This is a genomic window from Hymenobacter artigasi (assembly GCF_012275535.1).
Taxonomy (GTDB): Bacteria; Bacteroidota; Bacteroidia; order Cytophagales; family Hymenobacteraceae; genus Hymenobacter; species Hymenobacter artigasi.
Map to the genome: position 1 here is coordinate 194,049 of NZ_JAAVTK010000002.1, position 15,696 is coordinate 209,744.

General features: G+C 61.7%; 10 protein-coding genes. 3 read left to right on the forward strand and 7 right to left on the reverse strand.

The genetic code is table 11. The annotated features are described in order from the left end of the window. Positions 1-148: 148 nt before the first annotated feature. Positions 149-604, reverse strand: coding sequence for a hypothetical protein (locus HBN54_RS04345; protein ID WP_168671938.1), 456 nt, complete (start codon positions 602-604; stop codon positions 149-151). Positions 605-803: 199 nt separating this feature from the next. On the opposite strand from HBN54_RS04345, the gene HBN54_RS04350 reads away from it, so the two are divergent. The 3 genes from HBN54_RS04350 (at position 804) to HBN54_RS04360 (ending at position 2,350) form a co-directional block, all read left to right on the forward strand. Continuing rightward, positions 804-1,142, forward strand: coding sequence for a hypothetical protein (locus tag HBN54_RS04350; RefSeq protein ID WP_168671939.1), 339 nt, complete (start codon positions 804-806; stop codon positions 1,140-1,142). Between the two features lie 177 nt (positions 1,143-1,319). Beyond that, positions 1,320-1,715 (forward strand): hypothetical protein, encoded by a 396-nt coding sequence (locus tag HBN54_RS04355; protein WP_168671940.1) that lies wholly within the window; start codon positions 1,320-1,322, stop codon positions 1,713-1,715. Positions 1,716-1,975: 260 nt separating this feature from the next. Beyond that, the gene (locus tag HBN54_RS04360) at positions 1,976-2,350 is read left to right on the forward strand and encodes a hypothetical protein (protein WP_168671941.1); all 375 of its coding nucleotides are present in this window, start codon (positions 1,976-1,978) and stop codon (positions 2,348-2,350) included. Positions 2,351-2,739: 389 nt separating this feature from the next. On the opposite strand, the gene trxA is transcribed toward HBN54_RS04360, so the two are convergent. From trxA to HBN54_RS04390, 6 genes are all read right to left on the reverse strand, one after another. Next, positions 2,740-3,069, reverse strand: coding sequence for a thioredoxin (gene trxA / locus HBN54_RS04365; RefSeq protein ID WP_092677057.1), 330 nt, complete (start codon positions 3,067-3,069; stop codon positions 2,740-2,742). Between the two features lie 125 nt (positions 3,070-3,194). Continuing rightward, complete coding sequence (locus HBN54_RS04370) at positions 3,195-5,438, reverse strand: T9SS type A sorting domain-containing protein (RefSeq protein ID WP_168671942.1); 2,244 nt, start codon at positions 5,436-5,438, stop codon at positions 3,195-3,197. Positions 5,439-5,496: 58 nt separating this feature from the next. Next, on the reverse strand, positions 5,497-9,210 hold the full coding sequence (dnaE, locus tag HBN54_RS04375) for a DNA polymerase III subunit alpha (protein ID WP_168671943.1): 3,714 nt from the start codon (positions 9,208-9,210) through the stop codon (positions 5,497-5,499). A 206-nt stretch (positions 9,211-9,416) separates the two neighbouring features. Then, positions 9,417-11,792 carry a LysM peptidoglycan-binding domain-containing protein gene (locus HBN54_RS23785; protein ID WP_168671944.1) on the reverse strand — a complete coding sequence of 792 codons (2,376 nt, stop codon included), beginning with the start codon at positions 11,790-11,792 and terminating at the stop codon, positions 9,417-9,419. A gap of 152 nt (positions 11,793-11,944) precedes the next feature. Further along, on the reverse strand, positions 11,945-14,857 hold the full coding sequence (locus tag HBN54_RS04385; protein ID WP_168671945.1) for an outer membrane beta-barrel protein: 2,913 nt from the start codon (positions 14,855-14,857) through the stop codon (positions 11,945-11,947). 81 nt (positions 14,858-14,938) lie between these two features. Next, positions 14,939-15,580, reverse strand: coding sequence for an O-methyltransferase (locus HBN54_RS04390; protein ID WP_168671946.1), 642 nt, complete (start codon positions 15,578-15,580; stop codon positions 14,939-14,941). Positions 15,581-15,696 lie beyond the last annotated feature (116 nt).

Genomic DNA, 15,696 nt, shown 5'->3' on the forward strand with positions numbered 1-15,696 from the left:
CGGGAGTTGAGTTGGAATGGGGCCGCAAGTTAGGTAGCCGGCAGCCGGCATGGGCGGCAGCCACAAGCGGGCTTTAGCTGGAGCAAGAAACCAAAAAAGCCCTTGCTTACGGGAAGCAAGGGCTTTTTGAGCAGCAAACTGCTGGACCTTACATTTTGGTTGAGGTCTTTTTCACCGTCGTTTTGTTGGCTTGGTAGCGCATATCGGGCGTACCGTCGGCCTTCATCGGGCCGGTGTGCATCTTGGTGGTTTTGGTCGATTTGTTCTCCGAGTAGCGCATATCGGGCGTGCCATCGGCCTTCATTTTGGTGCTGCTGGTCGAAGTCGACGACTTGGTCATGCCCGAGGGCGTGGTCATCGTGCTCGATTTGCTGGTTGCAGTCGCGCCCCTGGTCGTGGTGCTCGACTTGGTCATGCCCGCCGGGTTGCTCATCGTCGATGATTTTACCGTGGTCCTGGTGGCGGGGGCCTGCATGGTTTTGGTCGTCGTCATTTTCGACGAGCTGGTGCTCATCTGGGTGCCGGCCGGCGTGGCAGTTTGGGCCTGGGCCACCGAACCACCAAGCAAGCTGAGAGAAACGAGGAATCCGAGAATGCGTTTCATGATATTGGGCGTGAGAGTAAGCTGAATAATGTGGGAATGCGCCTCCTACGCGGTTTCGGGCCGCGTGGTTGGATAGCAATGTAGCTATTTTTTTACGCCTCCTGCCAACCTCGTTTTCTCGCTTGTGGCACGCGTTAAACCTTCCCGGCCGCCGGGCCTCCAACCCGCATCTTTTCTCCTATCACTGTTACTTATTCCCATGAAAAATTCCTTGTTTTCGCTCCTCGCCGCCGTTGGTTTTCTGGCCGTTTCCTACACTTCCGCAGCGCAGGTCGTTACGCCCGGCATCAATGCCCGCCAGCGCAACGAAAGCGCCCGAATCCGCCAGGGCGTGGCCACCGGCGAACTGACCCGCACCGAAGCGGCCCGCCTCAAAAGCCGCGAAGCTGATATCCGGCAGGACAAGCGCGCCGCCCGCGCCGACGGCGTGGTAACCCGCGACGAGCGCCAGGACATCCGCAAGGATGAAGCCAAGGCCAGCCGCGCCATCTACCGCCAGAAGCACGACGGCCAGGAGCGGCCCCGCGCCAAGCGCTAAGCGCGTCGGTAATACGACCTCCTTTTTCATCGCGAAAATCCCTGCATCTTTTGTCAGATGCAGGGATTTTTTATTAATTATGATTGATATTTTAAATCTAATACTACTTTAGTGCAATCAATTACACTGCCGGCTAGCATATGCCGGTGTACACTCCCACTTCCTGCCGCCTTATATATGAAGCACATTCTTTACTCTGTCCTAACCATCAGCGCTTTGTTTCTACTCGGGCCGGCTTCTGCCACCGCGGCCCCTACCCGCCACAGCCTGAGCGATACGCCCGCCGATGTGCAGCGCAAAGCCGCCGCCCGCGAGAAACAGACTGCCGCCCGTGAAAAAGTTGTTGCCGCTAAAGCGGCTAAGCAAGCTTCCAAAATGCAGCGCCTGGCCATCAAATCCCGCAAGGCCACGAGTAAGCTGCAACGGGCCATGCTCGTCCTTCTGGGCCTGGAAGAGAGCAAGGCCGTAACCTCGCCGGCCCGCCTGCGCCGCCAGCTCCACACCCACCAGAAACAGCTGAAGGCCCGGGCCCGCATGGCCGCCCGCGCCCATCGCCACCGCGCCCACGAGTAGTATTCGTACTCACCTGGGTTGCTCAAAATGCCCTTTGCCGCCATGGCAAAGGGCATTTTTCTGTCTACTGGTTTTCGGTGGTTGTCTTGCGAGGCTCCAGCCATGCCTCACAGGTTTGCTATAAATAATTTGCTATTTTATTTAATAATATATATTTTGGTATATAATTAAATGAGCCAGTTGTGCCGGGCTACTCTGGGGGCCCGGGCGGCGTGTTGGCAATACTGCCCCACTGTTTGTGTCACCCTTTGCTATATCCCATGAAAACGTATTGCTACTCGCTATTGGCAGCCGGTGGGCTGTTGTTGCTGTCGGGGAATGCTCCTGCGGTAGCTCGCCCGGCTTCGTCGCCTGCCGACAGCCCCACCGAAATCCAGCGCAAGACCGCGCGGGAACGCGCCATAGCCGCCAAAAAAGCTGCCCTCGTTACCCGTAATAATGCCCGCACCACCCGCAAAACGGCTACCAAGCTCAACCGCGCCGTACTGGTACTGCTGGGCCTGGAAGCCACTCGAAAAGTTACCTCCCCGGGCAAGCTGGACTGGCAGCTGCACCAGCATCAGCAGCAGCTGAAGCGACAGGCCCTGCACGCCTCGCAGGCCCGCAAACGGCGCTGCACCCGCGCGCTTAACTAGCTTGGTTGCGGAATAGCCGCAGCGCGGCGACAGGTTTGTAGAACAAGAGGGATAAACCGGAAAAAGCCGCGTAGCGGTGACAGAATCGCCCCGTTTTTCTGTCGCCGCTACGCGGCTTTCCCTCTTTTGTCCACCGTCCTGCTACAAACCTGTCGCCGCTACGCAGCTGTTGAGATACTTCGCAACTTGGGTTAACTAGCTTGGTTGCTCGTTGAACGCTTGTAAGCTGCATTTTAGGACCAGAAACGAGCAACCAGAAACTTATTGAAACTTCTGGCTCAAGAGTTACCGGCGTGCCAGCAGCTAGTTAGGTCCGGCTGTAACAGCCGGCCACAAAAAAGCCCTTTGCCAGTGCGGCAAAGGGCTTCTTCAGCGTCAAGCGGCGGCGATTAAGCCGTTACCTGGGCTTCCAGTTTTTGGGCGAGTACGTGCTTGGGCACGGCGCCTACTTGCTTATCAACGATTTGACCGTTTTTAAATACCAGCAGCGTCGGGATGCTACGGATACCGAACTTCATGGAAGTCTGGGGATTGGCATCAACGTCAACTTTGCCGACAATGACTTTGCCTTCGTATTCGCCGGCCAGCTCTTCCACTACGGGGCCTACCATGCGGCAGGGGCCACACCACTCGGCCCAGAAATCGACCAGTACGGGCTTATCGCCGCTGATGATTTCGTCAAAGTTGGCGTCGGTTATCTCAATTGCTTTGTGTCCCATTTCAATTTGGGTTGAGGTTAATTAGAATAGTCTGGCGTATACGGCCAACGGGGTCGCAAGGTAGCAGATTGGATGGTAAAACAGCGGGGCCGGGGGAAAGTTCAGTAGGTTGGGCCAAGCCTGGTTTATTCTGTTACCATCACCAGCTGCGTAGTTGCCAACCGTTGGTTATCGGCGTCCAGCACCAGGAAATAAATCCCTGCCGCGAGGCGCGGCAGGCTGCTCAGCACAAAAGTAGTGGAACCGGACGGATACGGTGTGGGAGCCAGCGGCACGGCCACCAGCCGGCCCAGGCCATCGTAGAGGCGCAGGCGGATGCACCGGGCTTCGGGCAGCGCAAGCCGTACCGATACCGGCCCGGCAGCCGGATTGGGAAACACGCTCATTGCCAATGCAACAGCAGCGGGAGCCGAAGCCACCGGTGCGGCCGACGACCGGCTCAGGCGCATGGCCTCGGCATAGGCTGGGCTGAGGCACAGGCTTGCCACAGCATGGTTGGGCTTAGGCGCGAGCAGCCCCGTGCAAGGTGCCGCCACCGGCCCCGGCCCCAGGTCCGGCACCTCAACCAGGGTGGCTGGATAGCGGGCCACCAGCAGCACCGGCTGAGCGGCCGGCACACCGGGCCGGCGCAGCTGCACCCATATTTTCACGCTCACGGCGCTGTCGGGGAGGAAACCGGCCGCGCAGTTCGCGGGCCCATCAAGGGTAAACACGCGGCCGGTCAGGCAGGTGGCGCTCACATAGTCGGTGCGCACCAAATGCTGCACGGGACCGGCCGGGTCATCGGTGAGGGGCACTGGGGCTTCGTAGGTGCCAAAGTTGCCGGGCGCGGGCGTGCCGGGATACGTATTGCCCCCCACCACCAGGGCCGCCCGGAAATCAGTCACTTCCAGGCCGGCGGCCGGATTCAGCGCGTATTCCAGGTCGGCGGGCAGGCGGAAGCGGTAGCGCAGGCGCGGCTGCCCGGCCGCGTCGCGAACGGGCTCGATGCTACGTTCCACCACGGGGCGACGCAACAGGCTCAGCACGCCCAGCGCTTCGTTGTAGTAGGGGTAGCGGCTCGAATCGGCCCCCGCCGCAGCCCCCGGGGTAGCCAGGCGAATGGTGCCCAACGATACGTTGGGCGTGGAATACCCGCGCAGGCGGCTTCCCGTTTGGGCAAAGGCGCTGGGCTGCTGGACCGATACCGCCCCCGGTGCTGGCAGGTTGGCACTCAGCCCACCCAAGGTCAGAAAATCGAGCCCGTTGGTGAGGCGCTCGGTGCGGCTGTTTTGCAGGAAGCCCGCACTCAGAAAGCGGCGGCTGCCGGTGCTGGCATCGGCATCGCGAGCGTTAAACCAGTATCGGGCGGCCGAGTCGAGGGTCACAGCCAGGGCCTCGTCGTGGGTGCGGGCCTGCAGCCAGTCGCGCACGTTGCGCTGCTGGCTGGCCACCGCGCTGCTGGTATAGCCCGTTGTCAGAAATGCGCCCGGTACCTGGCCCACGTAGCCGAGCATGGGCAGGCCGCGCAGCGTAGAGCTCTGCACGTTACCAGCCCCGTAAGGCGACAATACCAGGCCGCTTATAGGCCCCGCAACGTTCACGCTGGGCAGGTTGTACACGGCCGTGGGATTACCGGGCACCCGGGGGTCGATGCCGACTACTTCCACCTCCAGCTCCGACCGAAATAAACAGGTGCACGGGTCATAGTCGAGCGGGAAATCAGCAAAAACCCACTTGCCTGATTGGTTCAAATGCTGCCCAACGCCCGTGAGCACGGCCGCCACGCCAGCCGGAGCATCGAGCAAGTCGGTAGCCGGAGCCGCCACCCGGTTTAGCAAACCCGATTTCATGGCCAACCCCTGGCCGCTGGCAAAGCGCAGGCTAATAGAATGGTAGGAAAAGTCCCGCACCGGGTTAGCCTCGGCAGCAAAAACCCGCATAATCCCTGTAAACCGATGGTAAAGCACCAAGTAGAGGAGGCCTGCGCCGCCGAGCCGGGGTTGCCCCCGCTCGGTATAGCCCAGGTCGTAGGCCAGCAGCTCCCAGCCATTGGCGGGTAGGTCGCCGGCCCCCAGCAGGGCCGTTATCATGGCGTTGTCCGACTGCTGGTAGGGACTAAACTGGTCGTAGGCCACGCCCTGACCGGTACGGGGGTCGAGGCTATAGGCTTGGTAGTAGCGGTTGGCATAGGGCCCGGTGCCGCCCGGCGCAAACCAGTTGAAGAACGTGTTGCGGCGGTCGGGCCGGAGCGGGTTGGTGGGCTGGCTGGGGTCGGTGCTGATGCCAGTGGCCGGGCACGGACCGGTAGCCTGGGCCCGGGCCGCCAGTGGGCCTCCCAGCAACAGCAGTGCCAGCAGGCTCAACTGTTTCAGTAAGTGGTGTCGCATCTTAGCTGATTGGGTAAAAATCAGGCGGCAAGTTACTATTTCGCAATCATGCAACTGCTCAAATCAGCGTGCAGACCTCCATATCCAGCTCTCTCATTTTTTCGATGAAGGTTTTGGGCTCAATCTGAAATCTGCGCGAGAACATATCCACCGCCAGGTGCTCATGCGGCTCCACAAACTGAATTTCCAGCCGCTTGGAGCCGGGCGCGTGCTCGATGGCTTCTTCCAGGCGGTCGAGCATGGGGGCGGTCACGGTGCGCAGGTCGAGGCGCACGCGCACGCCTTTACTGCGCTTTTCGGCCACGTCGGCGAGGGGTTCCATGGTCAGGATGCGCAGGTCCCACTGGTCCTGGGTGTGGCGGCGCAGCTCCTGCTTGAGCTTGACGTACATGGGTGGCACCTGCTCGTTGGGGTAGTTGCGCGGGTTGATGAGCGGGGCAAACTTGGTGTAGTCGTCGCGAAACAGGGCAGGGTTGATGCTCGTTTCGTAGTCCTCCAGGGTGAAGGTGCAGAAGGGCTGACCGGTTTTCGTGGTCTTGAATAACACGTTGTTAATCAGACCTGCCACGGCAATTTCCTTGTTCTTGATTTCATCGACCTTTTCCAACCCGCAGGTGCAATAGGCATCCAGCTCCAGCTTGAAGGCATCGAGCGGATGGCCGCTCAGGTAGAAGCCCACCACTTCCTTTTCGCGGCGCAGCTGCTCGGTTTTGCTCCAGGGCTCCATCTCATGGATTTTGGGCATGGGCGCGGCCACGGCTCCAAAAGCGCCCGCGCCAAACAGGCTGTGCTGCGCCGATTCCTTGGCCGCAGCGTGCTGCTGGCCCACTTTCATGGCCTTTTCGATGAGGTTCTGGTCGCCGGCCGGGGCATCCAGGTAGAGGCGGCGGTGCTTGTCGAAGCCGTCGAACGCGCCGGCCTGGGCCAGGCTTTCGAAGGTTTTCTTGTTCACGGTGCGCAGGTTCACGCGCTTGGCAAAGTCGAACACATCGGAGTAGCTGCCGCTGCTTTCGCGCTCCTGCACCATGCTTTCCACCGCGAGTTCGCCCGCGCCCTTCACCGCGCCCATGCCGAAGCGAATGGCGCCTTCCTGGTTTACGTTGAATTTCAGCAGGCTTTCGTTCACATCGGGGCCCAGCACGGGCACGCCCTGCTTGCGGGCTTCCTCAATAAAAAAGGTCACCTTCTTGATGTCGCCCATGTTGTTGGTGAGCACGGCAGCCATGTACTCGGCCGGGTAGTTGGCCTTCAGATAACCCGTCTGGTACGCTACCACCGAGTAAGCCGCCGAGTGCGAGCGGTTGAAGCCGTACTCCGCGAATTTCTCCATTACGTCGAACACTTCGTTGGCTTTTTTGGCCAGGATGCCGTGCAAGTTTTTGGAGCCTTCGATGAATTTCTCGCGCTCCAGGGCCATCTTTTTCATGTCCTTTTTGCCCATGGCGCGGCGCAGCAAGTCGGCCCCGCCGAGGGAGTAGCCGGCCAGAATCTGGGCCGTCTGCATAATCTGTTCCTGATACACCATGATGCCCTGGCTGTATTCCAGGATGGGTTTCAGCAGCTCGTGCGGGTACACCACTTCCTCGCGGCCGTGCTTGCGGTTGATGAAGTTCGGGATGAACTGCATCGGGCCGGGCCGGTACAAGGCGTTCATGGCAATCAAATCCTCGATATTGGTCGGCTTCAAGTCCTTGAGGTACTGGCGCATGCCCTCACTCTCGAACTGGAACGTGCCAATGGTATCGCCGCGCTGGTACAGGGCGTAGGTCTTCTCATCATCGAGCGGAATTTCGTCGATGTCGATTTTCACGCCGTGGTTGCGCTCAATCAGGCGCATGGCATCCACAATCACCGTCAGGGTTTTGAGGCCCAGAAAGTCCATTTTCAGCATCCCGGCGCTCTCAATCACCTTGCCGTCGAACTGCGTGATGAGCAGGTCAGAGTCCTTGGAGGTCGAAACGGGAATGTACTTCGTGATGTCGTCGGGCGCGATAATCACGCCGGCGGCGTGAATGCCGGTGTTGCGCACCGAGCCTTCCAGCTGCGTGGCCAGGCGCAGAATCTGGCCCTTGAGGTTGTCGGGCGACTCGTCGCGCCGAATCATGTCCAGCTCCAGGTTTTCAGCGAACGCGCCGGCCAGGGTGGTACCGGGCTTGTCGGGCACCATTTTGGTGAGGTCGTTGGTCTGGGGCAGGGGCAGCTCCATGGCCCGCGCCACGTCCTTGATGGCCGACTTGGCGGCCATGGTGCCGAAGGTGATAATCTGGGCCACCTGCGTCTTACCGTATTTTTCCACCACGTAGTCGATGACTTTCTGGCGGTTCACGTCGTCAAAGTCGATGTCGATATCGGGCATCGACACGCGCTCGGGGTTCAGGAAACGCTCGAACAGCAGCGAATACTTGATGGGGTCGATGTTGGTGATGCCCACGCAGTAGGCCACCGCCGAGCCGGCCGCCGAGCCCCGGCCCGGCCCCACGGCCACGCCAATGTTGCGGCCGTGGTTGATGAAGTCCTGGGTGATGAGGAAGTAGCCCGCGAAGCCCATCGTCTGGATGATGCGCAGCTCATAGTCAAGCCGTTCCTCCACTTCGGGGGTGCGGTCGGAATAGCGCGGCGGCTTGGTCATCGTCACGGTGCCGTTGCCGGCGCTGGGGCCGAAGGCACCCACGTAGGTCAGCTCACGCAGGAATTCGTCGGCGTTGGCAAAGGGCGCGGGAATGGGGAAGTTGGGCAGCAGAATGTCGCGGGCCAGCTTCGGGGGCGTGATTTTGTCGACAATCTCATTGGTATTGTCCACGCTCTCGGGCACGTCAATGAACAGCTCGTTCATCTGCGCCTGGTTCTTGAAGAAGAACTGGTCGTTGGCAAAGCCGAAGCGGGTGTGCGGCTTGGGTTTCTGCAGCTCCTCGTCGATGCGGCGCAGCTGGCGCTGGGCGCGCTCGTCGCGGGAGTTGTCGCAGCGCAGGTTCTCGAGCAGGTCGTATTTCACTTCGCCCTGGCCGGTCATCAGGGTGTAGTAGTTGGTGTGAATATCGCCAATCGGGTTGCTCTGCTCCTCGCCGGTGTTCACGCACAGCAGCAGGTCGTGGGCCGCGTAGTCGGTCTGGTCCACGTAGTGCGAGTCGTTGGTACAGATGACCTTGACGTTGTACTTCCGGGCCAGGCGCAGCAGCACCTGGTTCACGTCTTCCTGGCTTTTGCCGGTGTTGTCGAAATTCATCAGGCCGTGGCGCTGGATTTCGATGTAGTAGTCCTCGCCGAACATATCGAGCCACCACTTCAGCTTTTCCTCAGCCTCGGCTTCGGTTTTAAAAAGAATGGTTTGCGGAATCTCGGCGCCGATGCAGCAGCTGGTGGCAATCAGGCCCTCGTGGTATTGTTCCAGCAGCTCCTTATCGATGCGCGGAAACTTGGAGTACACGCCCTCAATGAAGCTCAGCGAGCACAGCTTGCTCAGGTTGTGGTAGCCGGCCTGGTCCTTGGCCAGCAGCAGCTGGTGGTGGCGCTTATCCTTCTCCCCTTTCTCTTTGCTGAACGACTTTTTGTGGCGGTCCTCCACCAAATAAAACTCGCAGCCCACAATGGGCTTCACGTTGTACTTATTGGCCTCGGCCACGAAGTTGAACGCGCCGAACATGTTGCCGTGGTCGGTGAGGGCCACGGCGGGCATGCCATCGGCCTGCGCCTTCTTCATCAGCTTGCTGATGCTGGCCTGGCCGTCGAGCAGCGAGTATTGCGTGTGGCTGTGGAGGTGCGAGAAAACGGGCATCGGGGGAGGGTTGAATGTTGAGGGCTGAGTTTTGAGTTTTCAGCTGATTTCAACTCAGCATTCAACCCTCAAAACTCAACCCTTCTGGTAAAGATACCCCCGGCCGGCGGGCATTGCCAAACCCCCAAAGCCTGCTGCCTGATTCCCTGATAGCTGCATTTATTTCGGCTTGCGGGCCGAAAGCCACCTCCCCTTTTCGCGCTCTTTTATTTCGTCGCAGCCTGCACGCGCAGCACTTCGCCCAGCTTCACGGAGGCATCGGGCTTGTTGTTCCAGGCCTGCAGGTCGGCAATGGTTACCTGGTAGCGCCGGGCGATGCTATACAGCGTCTCGCCTTTCACAACGGTGTGCTGCACAGCCGCTTCGGCAGCCAGCGCGGATGGCGCGGCGGGGGACGCCGCCGCTGGAGCCGCTTTTTTCGGCACGTACAGCAGCGCCGGGTTTATTTGCCCGGCCGCGTGCGTGGCCGGCATCGGCGCAGGCGCTTTTACAGGTGCCGCTTTAGCCACCGGCGCTGGCTGCGGCTCAGCATTTTTCAGCGTCAGCACTTGGCCCGTAACCAGGCCATAAGGTGGAGCCAGCTGATTGATGGCAATCAAGGTAGCGGGAGCAATATTATACAGGCGGCCCACGGAATACACCGTTTCGCGGGCTTCCACGCGGTGCGTTGCGTCGCTGGGAATGGCACGCACGGATACAACAGCGGCGGGCTTTGGCGCGGGCGCGACAGCGGCGGGCAACGAGGCAGCTTCGGGCCGGGGCGCAACGGCAACTGGCGCGGCAACTACAGCCGGAGCTGGCTTTGGTGAATAAACGGGCGCGGCCGGTGCAGCTACAGGCGCAGGCCGGACCGCCGCCGGGCGGCTGGCCACGGGGGCTGCTACGGTTGAGTCGGGCTGGCGCGGCTCGTCGGCCAGGGGTGCGGGGGCCGGGGCGGCAGCGGGCGGCGGCAGATAGGTTCTCTTAGCAAACGACGGCTGCGCGGGAATCGCTGCCGGAGCCGGGCGCGCCGGGACCGGCGCAGCTACTACCGGCGCGGGAGCAGGCGCTACCGCTGGCGGCGTCGCCGCAGCGGTGGTAGCCGTTTCCAGCGCCTCGCCCCAGCCGTCGGTGCTTTCGGTGGTGACGCGCTTGGTTTTGCCGGACTCATTTTTCACTTTGATTTTGACCTTCACTTTGCCATCGCCAGGAGACTCCGTGCGGCGGGCGGCCAGGGCTTCGTTGGCCTGGTCGACCAATATATCCGTCTCCGTTTCGGCGGCCGTGGTGGCTGCGCTGGGCCGCTCCAGGGCCACGCCTTCGGGCTGGGTGCGGTATTCGATGGCGGTTTCGCGGGGGCGGGTGTGCTGGAGCCACAGCACGCGGCCGGGCCGCAGCTCCTCGACACGGGCCATGCGGTTTTTGCTGTAAATAGCCTTTTGGCGGATGCCGTATTTCTGGGCCACATCAAAAATCCGCTCGCCGGGCGAGAGGACGTGGTATGGCACGGCGGCCACGTCGCGCTTTTTTTCCAGGAAATACGGCCGGCCGGTTACCACCTGGTCGAAGGCCGATAGCTCGTTGTGCTTCAAAAACTCGCCCAGGCGCTGGTGGCCCCGGCGGGCCAGGTCGGCCATGGTTTCGCCGGGCAGGGCGATGAGGGCGCGCAGCTTGTTGAGGCGCACCTCGGCGGTATTGGCGGCCACGGTGGGGGCATTTAGAAGCTGGCCCCGGCTTTGCAGGCGCTGGTTGGCCACAATGCCGGCGGCCTGGGTCACATCGCCCACCGGCACGATGAGCGTGTAGGGTTTATCGGCGGGCACGGTGGCGGCCAGCAGCCAATGGTTGTGGGTGACCAGCGCGCCCGAGTCGACGTGCAGCGTGAGGGCCTGGGCATAAAGCGTTTGGCCGGCCACGGCGGGAAACTCCTGGAGCAGCAGCTTTGGCCGGGGGTTGAGTCCGCAGGATGGCTCAAAGGCGATTTTTTGGGCCAGAAACATCAGCACGTAGGGCGACGTGGCCTCGGTGATGGCCATTTCGGTGGCGTCCGCATCGGTAGGTAGGGTGTAGGGTTTCACGCCGCCCAGGCCGGTGTAGTAGCTCAACAGGGCGTTCATCCAGTTGTGCAGGCTGGCGTTGCTGCGGGTGAGGTAGCGGGCGGCGGCGCGGGTGCTGGTGGTGAGGTGCTGGCGCTCATCTACGGCATCGTTCACGCTCAGGCCCAAGCCAGTGGCCGTTTCCTGCTTCAGCTGCCAGTAGCCCACGGCCTCGTGGTTGCTGCGCGCATTGCCCAGCAGGGCGCTTTCCTGGAGGGCCAGGTAGCGGAAATCAAGCGGCACGCCTTCCTCCTTCAGCACCCGGTCGATGATGGGAAACGAGGCATCGGCCAAATCAACCCGCGCCTGGAAGGAGGGCTGGTGGCGGCACAGGCCGTCGGCTTTTTGCTGAACCAGGCGCTGGGCTTCTTCGCTGAGAACGAGGTGAATGCCGGCCACGTCCATGGCGGCGGGCACGTCGGGGTGCGGGCGGGGGGCCAGCGGCTGAGCGGCCAGCGAGCCCGTCAACGTCAGTAAAATCCCCAGCAGCAGAATCGAATTTCGCATAAACAACCCCGGGCCGGCAGCAGCTACCGCAGCAGCGTTCGACCCGGAAGCTACAAAGAACCTGATTTTTGCGCAAACAGCGGGCCGGTCATGGGGCAGAGAAACGTCATGCTGAGCGCATTTTATTGCTTTCGCTCCGGAAAATCCGGCCCTTACTGCGGGCCGCCGCCACCGCCGGGCGGTGGGCCCCCGCCCCCACCGGGCCGGTCGCCGCCACCGTCCGGACGGCCAAACCCACGTCCTTCGCCGCGCCCGCCGCCTTCGCTCGGCGTGGGGGCTATCACGTTGCCGCTGCGGATGTTGTAGGTAAACATCAGCATGAAATAGCGCTGGAGAATGGTGGTTTGCACGTCCTCGTAATAGGCATCGGTCACGTTGCGCTGGATGGAGCGGTTCTGGCCCAACAGGTCGAAAGCGTACAGCCGGATTTCGCCGCGCTGACCGGGGAATACCTTCTTGCCCAGGCTGGCATTCCAGAGGATGTACTGCTGGTTGTAGCCCGCCGAGAGGCCCGAGTAAGCCTGGTGCAGCACATCGGTGGCAATGTTGATGCCGGGGCCCACAATCCAGTTCAGCCGGAAGCGCGTCACCTGCGAGAAGTAGTTGGTATTGAGCCGCGTTTGCAGCGTGTTGATGACGTAATTCTGGTTTGACGTGGTGGAGGCCGTGAAATCGAGGTTGGCGCTGATGTTGGAGCTCAGCGTGAGGCCGGCCCCAAAGGTGGGCACGCGGGCGTAGTTCAGGCCGCCGTTTACCAGACCGGGGGTTTGGGTGAAGCCGGCGTTGGCGCTCAGGTTCACGTTGGTTTTAATGGCCTTGATGGGCCGGCCGTAGCTCACCAGCGAGCGGACCGTGTACTGCTGGCTGAGGTTGGTGGGCTGAATGAGCTGGCCCCCGGCGGGCAGGCGCACGGCGGGCGAGCCTTCGGGCGTCACAATAGTGTCGCGGGCGGCCACAATGGTGCGGTTCGAAATCGGGTTCTGGGTGTAGGCGCCCGACAGCAGCGCGAAGAAATTGCTCGACACTTCGGGGTTGGAGGCCGAGTAGCGGATATTGAGCGAGTGCTGGAATTCCTGGCGCAGCGTGGGGTTGCCGATGGTGAGCTGCAAGGGATTGGAGTTGTTCACCACGGCCTGCAGCTGGCTCACGCTGGGCGCGTTGGTATTGGTGCGGTAAAACAGGCGCAGATTTTTCTGCCGCGTGAATTTGTAGTTGAAGTTGGCCGTCGGCAGCACATTCACGAAGTAGTAGCGCCCGATGCTGGGACGCGGAAACTGCGCATCGCTGTACAGCTCGGAATACTGCCCGGCCAGCCCCACACTGGCCTGGTACTTGGGCGTGATATGCCGGTAGGTGAGCCCGCCCGACTGCGTCAGATAATAGTTCTGAAACACGTTGCTTAGGCCGTCGTTCTGCTGGCGGGTGTCGCCAGTGAGTACATCATAGGTGTATTTGCTGGAGCTGTTAGGCGCGTAGTTGATGGCGTAGTTGCCCTGCAACACGTCCTGCTTAGTCAGCGCCTCGGTGAGCGCGAGGTTGGCGTTGATGCTGCCGCCGTGCTGGGTGAGGTCGCTGGCCTGGTTGAGGTTGTTGAGGCGCGAGCCGGTGTCGGTGGTTTGCAGGGTGGTGTTGCTGTTGCGCTGCGTATAGGTGCCGCCGATGCTGAGGCTGGCCGTGCGCCCGGCTTTGGCAAAGCGGTGGCGCAGCAGCAGGTCGCCGCCGGTGTTCAGGCCCTTGTTGTTGGAGCCGTGGAGGCTGTTGATTTTGCTTTGCGTGGTATCGGCGCGGCGCGTGAGGCCGTCCACGGTGCTGTTGGCATCGTTCAGCTGGTAGCTGAAACGCGGGCGAAACAGGATGGAGTTGGCCGAGTCAATTTTGTGCTCCAGCCGCAGGTTGAAGCGCTGGTTGGTGTTGAGGCTGCTGGTGGTGGCATTCTGGGTATAGGTGGTGCCGGCCGGCAGCACGTATTGCCGGTTAGTGTTGCTGTTCAGCGTATTATCAGCCCGGTTAAAGAAATAGCTGGCCGCAAGGTCGGTTTTCTTGTTCCACGAATTCGAATAGTTCAGGCCCACGGCGTTGGTTTTGGTGATGCCGCCGCTCTGGTTCACTAGGAAGTCGCCAGCGTTGCCGCCGTTGCCGCCATTACCACCGCCTCCCCCACCGCCCCGGCCGCCGCGCCCGCCGCCGCCCTGGTTGGAGTTGCCCACCACGCCCAGCAGGTCTTCGGTGCCGAAGTTCTGCTCGTTCACGTTGTTGCTCTGCGCCAGCACCGACATCCGCTCGCTGCCCTTGAACTTGTTCACGTTGCCGCTGGCCTTATAGCGGTCCGGGCCCGCGCCGGCCACCACCCGCCCAAAGGTGCCGTTGCGAAATTCCACCTTGGTCACGATGTTGATGGTCTTGGTCGTATTGCCGTCGTCGAAGCCCGAAAACCGGCTCTGCTCGCTGCGCTGGTCGAATACTTCCACCTTGTCCACCATTTCGGCGGGCAGGTTTTTGAGCACTGCGTCGGGGTCGTTGCCGAAAAACGGCTTGCCATCAACCAGCACCTGCTGCACGTTTTCGCCCTGGGCCTGCACCTTGCCGTCGGTGCCGCGGCTCACGCCAGGCAGCTTGTCGATGAGGTCGCCGGTGGTGGCATCGGGGTTGGTTTTAAAGGCGCGGGCGTTGAACTGGGTGGTGTCGCCCTTCTGCACCGATTGGGCGGCGGCGCCCGTCACCACTACACCCTTCAGCTGCACGCCACCGGCTTGCAGGGCCAGCGTGCCCAGCTGCACGGGCGCGCCGGCCACGGTCACGGCCTGCCGGATTTTCTGGTAGCCCACGAAAGAAGCATCGACCACGTAGCGCCCGGCGGCCACGTTATCAAACTGAAACCGGCCCTCGGCATCGGCCGCCGCGCCGCTTTTGGCCGAGTCGGGCAAGTGAATCAGCAGCACGTTGGCCCCGATGAGGGCCGACTGGTCCTTGCCGTCCGTCACGCGGCCGCTCACCGTGGTGGGGGCCTGGGCCCGGGCCGCCTGTAAGCCAATCAGCAGGAAAAACAAGACCGCAAAATGCCGCATATACTTGGTTAAAACGAGGTAGAAGTGTCTGACGGTATTCTGCGGCTGAAAGTTGGCCTGGTGGGCCAACGCGGGCGGCGGCTACTTCCTGCGCAGCAGCAGCAGGCCGTCGCGCAGGGGCAGAAATACCGGCTCCACCCGTGGGTCCCGGGCCATCTTATCGTTGAAAGCCCGCACCAGGGGCGTGTCCTTGTCGCCGGCTTTCAACGCGTGCGTGGGCAGCACCTTGCCGCCCCACAGCACATTATCAACGATGAGCAGCCCGCCGGGCCGCACCTGGTCAATCACTGCTTCAAAATAAGCGTCATTATTCCGCTTGTCGGCATCAATAAAGACCAAATCCCATACTTCATCGACCAGGCCCGGCAAAACGTCGAGCGCTGCGCCAATGTGCAGCCGCACCTGCTCCGTGAGGCCGGCCGCTGCCACGTAGCGCCGGATGCGGGCCTCCTTTTCCGGGTCAATTTCAATGGTGTGCAGCAGGCCGTTAGCCGCCAGCCCCTCACCTAAACACAGCGTGGCATACCCGCAAAACGTGCCGATTTCGAGGATGCGGCGCGGGCGCACCAGGTGGCTGAGCAGGCTGAGCATACGGCCCTGCACGTGCCCGCTGCTCATACGCGGCATCAGGAGCTGCAGGTGCGTTTCGCGGGTGAGCTGGGCGAGCAGCGGCGGCTCGGGCGCGGTGTGGAGTTCGGCGTAGCGGTCAGTGGGGTCCGTCATATTGGTGGATACTATTTCCCGCAGAGGGCGCGGAAGGTTGCGCAGAAGTCGCAGAACGTTCTGCGACTTACGGGCAACCCTACCCCCCCCCAGCGGGCGCAAAAACAAAAAAAAAA